Origin of the sequence: Variovorax ureilyticus, assembly GCF_037889935.1 — a bacterium.
Classification (GTDB): Bacteria; Pseudomonadota; Gammaproteobacteria; order Burkholderiales; family Burkholderiaceae_C; genus Variovorax; species Variovorax ureilyticus.
In genome coordinates this window covers 45,114-53,490 of the sequence record NZ_JBBKZU010000026.1, presented here as the reverse complement: position 1 = coordinate 53,490, position 8,377 = coordinate 45,114, and the positions used below count along the sequence as shown (strand labels likewise).

The 8,377-nt window shown below is 66.5% G+C and carries 6 protein-coding genes; 5 read left to right on the top strand and 1 reads right to left on the bottom strand.

Annotated elements, in window-relative coordinates; all coding sequences use genetic code 11:
* The first annotated feature begins 365 nt into the window (after positions 1-365).
* Positions 366-2,267, top strand: a complete 1,902-nt coding sequence (locus WKW77_RS33135) for an ATP-binding cassette domain-containing protein (protein ID WP_340361139.1) — start codon at positions 366-368, stop codon at positions 2,265-2,267.
* A 73-nt stretch (positions 2,268-2,340) separates the two neighbouring features.
* Complete coding sequence (locus tag WKW77_RS33130; RefSeq protein WP_422823311.1) at positions 2,341-4,074, top strand: phospholipase D family protein; 1,734 nt, start codon at positions 2,341-2,343, stop codon at positions 4,072-4,074.
* A 1-nt stretch (position 4,075) separates the two neighbouring features.
* Here WKW77_RS33130 and WKW77_RS33125 read toward each other — a convergent pair whose 3' ends face one another.
* A complete protein-coding gene (locus WKW77_RS33125) occupies positions 4,076-5,500 on the bottom strand; it encodes an aminotransferase-like domain-containing protein (protein WP_340361138.1) in 1,425 nt (474 codons plus the stop codon).
* 101 nt (positions 5,501-5,601) lie between these two features.
* Between WKW77_RS33125 and WKW77_RS33120 the strand changes: the two genes are divergently transcribed.
* Genes WKW77_RS33120 through WKW77_RS33110 form a run of 3 tightly spaced genes read left to right on the top strand, consistent with a single transcriptional unit; the run spans position 5,602 to position 8,373 of the window.
* Positions 5,602-6,201 (top strand): LysE family translocator, encoded by a 600-nt coding sequence (locus WKW77_RS33120; protein WP_340361137.1) that lies wholly within the window; start codon positions 5,602-5,604, stop codon positions 6,199-6,201.
* Positions 6,198-7,130 (top strand): DMT family transporter, encoded by a 933-nt coding sequence (locus WKW77_RS33115; protein WP_340361136.1) that lies wholly within the window; start codon positions 6,198-6,200, stop codon positions 7,128-7,130. Before WKW77_RS33120 ends, WKW77_RS33115 begins: the two co-directional genes overlap by 4 nt.
* Before the next feature lie 28 nt (positions 7,131-7,158).
* On the top strand, positions 7,159-8,373 hold the full coding sequence (locus tag WKW77_RS33110; protein WP_340361135.1) for an aminotransferase-like domain-containing protein: 1,215 nt from the start codon (positions 7,159-7,161) through the stop codon (positions 8,371-8,373).
* Positions 8,374-8,377 lie beyond the last annotated feature (4 nt).

Below are 8,377 nucleotides of genomic sequence, written 5' to 3'. Positions count from 1 at the left end.
CGATTTTTTGAAGTTCAGAAAAAATTTTTGAAGATTTTTTTCTTTTCTTCCCTCCGCCCAACTCGCTACACCCCGAAGGATCTAACTCGTCACCGTGTTTGGCGGAGCCTTTGATTATGACAGGTTTTTTTAAATCCCGTCAACCTCCAGGGTCTTTGCTTCTTCAACTGCTCTTGCGAGCCGCTGATTCAGCAGAGCCTGCGATTATGACCTGTTTTTTAGGACTTCGTCAACACGCCGACTCTTTTTTTCTCTCCCGATCCGCTTGCGCGTTTTCAGTCGAGCCGCAGAGTATATGCCATTTTTTGCCGCCAGCGCAGCATCGTCGACGCCAACACGCGGCCCGATCCGATAATCCGGGGCACATGGCACTCATCACCCTTCTCGACGCACAGCTGGCATTCGGGCACGTCCCGCTGCTGGATCACGCAGATTTCTCTCTTATAGAGTCCGAGCGCATTGGCCTGATCGGGAGAAACGGCGCAGGCAAGTCGTCGCTCCTCAAGATTCTGGGAGGACTGGAGAAACCCGACGACGGTGTCCTGCAGGTGCAGCAGGAGGTGAGGATCACCTACGTGGCCCAGGAGCCGTCGCTCGACCCCGATGCGGACGTGTTCACCGCAGCGAGCGCCGGCCTCGCGCACGTCATCGCACTCCGGGAGCAATATCTGTCGGCTGCGCCCGGCATCGATCTGGACGCGCTTCAGTCGCAGATCGAGGCCTTCGACGCATGGAATTGGGAGCAGCGCGTCGAGGAAACCCTCCACCGCCTGCACCTGGACGGTTCGGCTCGCGTCGGCGCGCTGTCCGGCGGCACCCGCAAGCGGGTGGCGCTGGCGCAGGCGCTCGTGGCTGCACCGGACGTTCTCCTTCTCGACGAGCCGACCAACCACCTCGACCTCGACTCCATCGAATGGCTCGAGCAACTGCTCATCGACTTCAAGGGCAGCGTGGTGACGATCACGCACGACCGGAGCTTTCTCAACCGTGTCGCGACGCGGATCGTGGAGCTGGATCGCGGCAAGCTCACCTCGTACCCCGGCAACTTCGAGCAGTACCTCGTACAGAAGCAGGAGCAACTGGCGCAGGAAGCGATCGTGAATGCGAAAGCAGACAAGCTGCTCGCACAGGAGGAGATCTGGATACGCAAAGGCGTCGAGGCGCGCCGCACGCGCAGCCAGAGCCGCATCAACCGTCTCGTGGAACTGCGCGCCAACCGGGCGGCGCGCCGCGAAGCGTTGGGCAGCGTGAACATGGATGTCTCTGCAGGCCAGGCGAGCGGCAAGATCGTGGCCGAGTTGACGGGTGCGTCCAAATCGTTCGGCGACAAGACGATCGTGCGCAACTTCACGAGCACGATCCTGCGCGGCGACAAGGTGGGGCTGGTCGGGCCGAACGGCGCAGGCAAGACGACGTTGCTGAAGCTGATCCTCGGCGAGCTCGAACCCGACGCGGGCACCATCCGGCGCGGGACCAATCTGCAGGTCGCGTACTTCGACCAGATGCGCAACGCGCTCAACCTCGATGCAACGCTCGAGGACTTCATCAGTCCGGGCAGCGAGTGGATCGAGATCGGGAACCAGCGCAAGCACGTCAAGAGTTACCTCGCCGACTTTCTGTTCTCGCCCGCGCGGGCGCATTCGCCGGTGCGCTCCCTGAGCGGCGGCGAGCGCAACCGGCTCCTTCTCGCGAGATTGTTCGCGCGGCCGGCCAATGTGCTGGTGCTCGACGAGCCCACCAACGACCTCGACATCGACACGCTCGAGTTGCTCGAGGACTTGCTCCAGAACTACGACGGTACGGTCTTCCTGGTCAGCCACGATCGCACGTTCCTGGACAACGTGGTGACGAGCACGATCGCGTACGAGGGCGATGGCCACTGGCGCGAATACGAAGGCGGCGTTCAGGACTGGCTCACCCAATCCAAGCGGGCCCGCGAGATTGCGGAACAGCGAGCGTCCGCTTCCATATCGGCGCCCGCGCCCGCCCCCGCCACTCCGCCGCCGGCCGCGCCCCAGCGAAACAGCGCCAGGCGAAAGCTTGGCTACAAGGAACAGCGCGAACTGGAGATGCTTCCTTCGCGGATCGCCGATCTGGAGGACGAACAGAAGCAGATCGCGGAGATCCTCGGGAAGGACGGCGGTGCGATCTACGGCACCGACGCCTCCCGCGCCGCTGAATTGGGCGAGCGCCACGCCCAGATCGAAGAGGAACTGCTCGCCGCGCTCGAGCGCTGGGAAGAACTCGGCTCGGTCGGCCAAGGATAGCGGCGTCTTTGTCTGACGCGCGGCGCGCCAAGGCCGCGCTATACATCCGGCGTCGAGACTTTCCGAACGCCGCATGAGGTCACTCCACCCATTCGAACGATTGTCCGCCGCGATGCAGTGCCTCATCGTGTCGCTTGGCGTGGTCCTCTGTCTTTCGGCGTGCGCGGAGTTGCCCAAGAATGTGGAGCGCCCTGTTTCCACGGCACTGGAGGCTCCAGCCGACACGCCTCTGGCGCGCCTGGTGAAGCAGCGACGCGAAGCAGCGGCGACGCGCTACGACTCCGGCTTCCTTCTGGTCGATGGCCCGTCGGCGGCCTATGGCAGCCGGCTCGCTCTGGCGCAAGGCGCGCAAAAGACACTGGACCTGCAGTACTACACGATCCACGCCGACGAGAGCACCGCCCGTCTGCTTCGCGCGGTGCGAGACGCGGCCCGGCACGGGGTGCGGGTGCGTATCCTGCTGGACGACTTCCACAGCACCGGACGAGACGCCGTCGTGATGTACCTCGCGTTCGAGCCCAACATCGAGATGCGGATGTTCAACCCGCTCGCCGGCGCGCGAACCTCGACGCTGTCGCGGCTCGTCAACTCGATCGACGATGCCTCGCGCATCCAGCAGCGGATGCACAACAAGCTCTTCGTCGCCGACAACGTCCTCGCCGTGACCGGCGGCCGCAACCTTGGCGATGCGTACTTCGGCAACGCGGCCAATGCCAACTTCGTCGACCTCGACGTGCTGGTGGCGGGCCGCGCGGTGCAGGATCTGTCGCGCAGCTTCGACGCCTACTGGAACAACGAGCGCGCCTACCCGGTGGAGTCGCTGGTCACCCGCGAGGAGCTCGAAAAGATCCGCGCCGATGCGAAAGCCGCGGGAGAACGCGAGCAGGCTGAGACCCAGGCAACCCAGGCCGACGAACAGGGCGCAGCGCAGGCCGATCCGCGCCGACCACGCTGGGACCGGCAGCCGATGGATCTCCGTACCGCATCGTTCATCTGGGCTCCGGCCGCAGTGATGGTGGACAAGCCAGCCAAGATTCCATCGGATCGAACGAACGCGGCGAGCGGCGAAGGCAAGGCACCGGGCGTCGAGATCAGCGGCGGCAAGGCGCGGGCGGCGGGCAAGGGCACGAGCGGCTCGCTCCAGGTCGCGGTCAGCGCCGCGGCCGACGGTGATACGGTGGTCGAGGGACTGCTGCAGTTGATCGGCCTCGCGCACAAGGATCTTCTGATCATCTCGCCCTACTTCGTTCCCGGACCGGATATGAAGCAGGCCTTTGCCGCCGCCCGGGCGCGAGGCGTCCGGATTCGCGTGCTGACCAATTCCCTCGCGTCCAACGACGCGCCGGTCGCGCACGTGGGATATGCGCGCCATCGCGACGAGTTGCTGAAGATGGGCGTCGAGCTCTACGAGCTTCGCAGCGAGCAGGCCGGCCTCGGCAGCGCCTTCGGCTCGTCGGGCGGCGGGGCGTCGGGCGAGTCCCGCTCCATGCTGCATTCGAAGGGCCTCGTCATCGACGGGGGGTGGGTGGTGGTCGGCTCGATGAACCTCGACCTGCGCTCGCAGCTCCAGAACACCGAGATCGCGGTGCTGATCCGCAGCGACGAACTCGCGCGCGTCGCCACCGACAAGATCGAGGTCACGCTGCGCGAGGGCTCATGGCATGTCGAGGAAAAGGACGGCCAGCTCGTATGGCATCCGCCGCAGGGAAGCGGGCTGCAGGACTCGACCACCGAGCCCGACGCAAGCCCCAGCCTGCGGCTGATGCTCAAGCTCTTCGGGCCGCTCGCCCCGGACAAGCTCCTCTGAATCAGAGCTGATCGCGCACGCGCGCGAACACCTTCCAGAACGCCGCGTCCTGTCCGGTCGCGAAGTTGATCCGCATCAGCGTGGTCGGAGGACGTCGCGCGTGGAACAGCGAGCCCGGCGCGATGAGATAGCCCTCGTCGAGCATGCGCTGCGTCAGGGCGTCGGTATCGACGCCGGTGTCGACCCAGCCGAAGAGGCCGGCGGGCTCCGCCGCCAGCGTGCAGCCCGCGCCGAGCGCGAGCTTGACCGTGCGCCCGCGCGCGCCGTCGAGCCGCAGGCGGATGCGCTCGGCGTGGCGGCGCAGCTGGCCCTGGTCGATGCACCAGGCCAAGGCACGCTCGAACAGGGACGGCGTGGTCAGGGTCGTGATCAGCTTGGTCTCGAGAAAGCGGCCGACCATGTCGGGCGAGGCTGCGAGAAATCCGATGCGCCAGTTCGGGGCGAGGATCTTGGCGAAGCCGCTCACATAGACGGTGCGCTGCAGGCCATCGAGCGAAGACAGCCGGGTCGCGTGTTCGGGCGCGAGGTGGCTGTAGGTGTCGTCCTCGACGATATGGAAGTCGTGCTGGTTCGCAAGTTGCAGCACGCGGTGGGCGCTGCCCGGCGAGAGGCTGTATCCGGTCGGGTTGTGCAGCACGCTGACGCTTACGAACAGCTTGGGCCGATGGCCTTCGCCGGCGTTGCAGTAACGCGCCATCACTTCCAGGTCGGGCCCGTCGGCGTTCCGCGGCACCGGCAGGATGCGCATGCCGAGCGCCTCAAGCCGGGCGAATTCGAGCGCCCATCCCGGCTCCTCGACCATCACCGGATCGCCGGGACGCAGCAGCGTGCGGCTGACGATATCGAGCGCGTGGGTCGCACCGACCGTCGTCACGATCTGGTCGGGCCCGGCCGGCACGTTGATGCGCGCGAGCTTGGTGGAGAGGCTGCGCCGCAGGCCGCCGTCGCCCGCCGGCTCGCCGTATTGCAGCGAGAACTCCTGAAGGGACTTGGCGCCGGTGACGCGCCTCAGCGCGGCGGGCATGAAGGTCGATTCGAGCCAATCGGGCGGGAACACGCCCATGCCCGGCTGCGGCTTGTCGCTGGGCCTGTGGAACATGCCGCGAATCAACGTGCTGGCGTCCGCGGCCACGACCGGCACAGCTGCAGGCTGGCTGACGAAGCTCATGCTCGTCGCTGCCGTACCGTTCACGGCCGCCGCGTCACGCACATAAAAGCCCTTCTGCCGGCGCGCCTCGACCAGGCCCTGCGCAAGCAGCTGATCGTAGGCGGCAACCACGGTATGCGGGCTCACACCCTGCTGGCGCGCGCATTCGCGCACCGACGGCAAGCGCGCCCCCGGGGCGAGCAAGCGATTGCGGATTCGTTCGGCAAACCGGTCCGCCAACTGGCCGGTGAGGGACTGCGAAGACGTTCGTGTCAGCATATGTGCCTGCTTCTGTGTCGATCGGTAAACCGATACAGACCACCCTCTTGTTTGACCAACTGTATCGCTACTGTAATGGTCCCCAGTTTAAAGTGTGTCCCATGAACTGGCAAGAATTCACCGCGCTGCTGGTGCTCGCCACGGCGATGAGTTTCTCGCCAGGCCCGAACACGACGCTTTCCACGGCACTGGCGGCCAACGGCGGCCTGCCGCGCGCGATGCGGTTCGTGATCGCGGTTCCCGTCGGTTGGACCTTGCTGCTCCTGTTGTGCGCCGCCGGCGTCGGCGCCCTGGTGGTGGCGGCTCCATCGCTGCGTTGGGCCATCAAGGCTTTCGGCGTCGGCTACCTGCTATGGCTGGCGTGGAAACTCGGGCGCGGTGCCTCGCTCGGCCAGGCGGACGGCGCGCGGCTGAACGTCGGATTCAAGCAGGGCGTGCTGCTGCAGTTCCTCAACATCAAGGCCTGGCTGCTGGCGCTGACGCTGGTGGCCGGCTGGATCGCCGGGCAGCCGGATGCGCTGCGGCGTCTTGCGATCGTGGCGCCGGTGATGCTGCTCTACGCATTCGTCAGCAACCTGACGTACGCCGTCGCCGGTGCGTTGCTGCGCCATTGGCTGGCTCAGGGACAGCGTCTGCTGTGGTTCAACCGTCTCATGGGCGCAGTGCTGGTTCTCACCGCCTGGTGGATGCTGAGCGTATGAAAAGACATCGGGACGAAACCCTCGGCATGTGGCTGGGCGTGCTCGGCGTTGCCTTCTTCGCGGTCACGCTGCCGATGACGCGCCTGGCCACCGGGACGCAGGCCGACCCGCAGCTCTCGCCGTGGTTCGTGACGCTCGGACGGGCGGCACTCGCCGGCGTGCTGTCGACCACCTTTCTCGTCGTCACGCGCGCGCCGCGTCCGCAGCCGAACCACTGGCGGCCGCTGGGCATGGCCGTGTTGGGCAATGCGATCGGTTATCCACTCCTGCTGGCCTACGCGCTGCGCGTCGTCAGCGCGAGCCATGCGGCGGTGATCACCGCGCTTCTCCCGCTGGTGACGGCGGCATGCGCCGCATGGGTGCTTCACCAGCGCGCACGACTCGGCTTCTGGCTTTGCGCCGTGGCCGGCAGCACCCTGGTGGTGGTGTTCTCGCTGCTGCGCGCATCGGGCCACGGCACGGGCTTCGGTTTCGAATGGGCGGACCTGCTCCTCGTGGGCGCGGTGTTCGCGGCTTCGCTGGGGTACATCTACGGCGCGCAGGTCACGCCGGCGCTCGGCGCCGAGCGCGTGATCTGCTGGGTCTGCGTCCTTGCGCTGCCGGTCACGCTGCCCGGCACGATCGTGCTCTGGCCTCGCGAGCCGGTGGCCGCATCGGCGTGGGTCGGGTTCGTCTACGTCGGGGTGTTCTCGATGTGGATGGGCTTCTTCGCCTGGTATCGCGGTCTGGCGATGGGCGGCGCGCTGCGCGTGAGCCAGACGCAACTGCTGCAACCTTTTCTTTCCATCCTCGCCGCGATGCCATTGTTGGGCGAGCCCCTCGATATCGTTACGCTCGGCTTCGCGGCCGCTGTCGTCGCCACCGTGATCGCCGGCAAGCGGCTGTCGCAACCCGCCACGCCCGCCGCGCTCGCCCCGGCTTCGCGATAGCGATTCACACACCTCAAGGAGTCAAGAAATGCAATGGAAACTCGCCGCACGCGCCGAAAAGATGAATCCTTCGGTGATCCGTGAAATCCTCAAAGTCACCGAACGCCCCGGCATCATCAGCCTGGCCGGCGGCCTGCCTTCGCCCAAGACCTTCCCGATCGCGGAGTTCGCCGAGGCTTGCGCCAACGTGCTGCACAAGGACGGCCAGGCGGCGCTGCAGTACGCCGCCAGCGAAGGCTACGGCCCGCTGCGCGAAGCGGTGAGCCAGATGCTCCCCTGGAAGGTGGACCCGGCGCAGGTGCTGATCACGACCGGTTCGCAGCAAGGCCTCGACCTGATCGCCAAGGTGCTCCTCGACCCCGGCAGCCGCGTGCTGGTGGAGACGCCGACCTACCTCGGTGCGCTGCAGGCCTTCTCGCCGATGGAACCCGAGCCGGTGAGCGTCGCGAGCGACGACGAGGGCGTGAGCGTCGAGGACATGGTCGCCAAGTCGAAGGACGCGCGCTTCATCTACCTGCTGCCGAACTTCCAGAACCCGACCGGCCGCACGATGACCGAAGAGCGCCGCGCCGCGGTGTCCGCCGCCGCGGCCAAGGCCGGCCTGCCGATCATCGAAGACAACCCCTACGGCGAACTCTGGTTCGACGAAGCCCCGCCGCTGCCGCTCACAGCTCGCAATCCCGAGGGCTGCGTCTACCTCGGTTCGTTCTCGAAGGTGCTGGCGCCGGGCCTGCGGCTCGGCTTCCTCGTGGCGCCGAAGGCGATCTTCCCGAAGCTGCTGCAGGCCAAGCAGGCGGCGGACCTGCACACGCCGAGCTTCAACCAGCGGATGGTGTCCGAGGTCATGAAGGAAGGCTTCCTGAACAAGCACGTGCCCACGATCCGCGCGCTCTACAAGCGCCAGCGCGATGTGATGCTGGCCGCACTCACCCGCGAGATGAATGGCCTGCAGGTCCAGTTCAACAAGCCCAACGGCGGCATGTTCCTGTGGTTGCGCCTGCCGCCGGGCGTGGACGCGGTCGCACTGCTGCCCAAGGCGGTCGAGCGCGGCGTGGCCTTCGTTCCGGGCCTGCCGTTCTACGCCGGAGAGGGCGATCCACGCACGCTGCGGCTGTCCTTCGTGACTGCCAGCGACCAGGAAATCGACACCGCGATCGCCGCACTCGCGGACGCGATCCGCGAACAGCTCGCGCACAGCGCCGCCGCCGAGGTCGAGCGGCAGATGGCTGCCAACCCCCGCTGAGGCC